This window comes from Lysinibacillus sp. RU7 (genome assembly GCF_057837305.1).
The window spans coordinates 1-237 of record NZ_JBYQFK010000303.1 but is presented as its reverse complement, the minus strand read 5'-3'; the positions used below and the strand labels follow the sequence as shown (position 1 = coordinate 237).

Below are 237 nucleotides of genomic sequence, written 5' to 3'. Positions count from 1 at the left end.
CTATCAGCCTTCTCTTGAATCAAATGAGCCTTGATCATATTAACAAGAGTGGTTTTTCGATCGGCATGTCCAGGCACTGTAGTCACAAAAGCCGGTTTATCGACAATCAGGAAGTTTTTATCCTCAAAAACGACTTTCAAAGGATCGGTAAAATCAGCATCCAATTCCACATTTTCTCTTTCCGGAGGCATGAAAATTGTTATTTTTTCACCATTCTTAACGTAATCGTTCGTAAAG

The 237-nt window shown here is 38.4% G+C and carries 1 pseudogene; it reads right to left on the bottom strand.

Features of this window, described 5'->3' with window-relative positions:
• Positions 1-237 (bottom strand): annotated as a pseudogene (locus tag AC3II9_RS22480) (hypothetical protein); the annotation flags it as partial.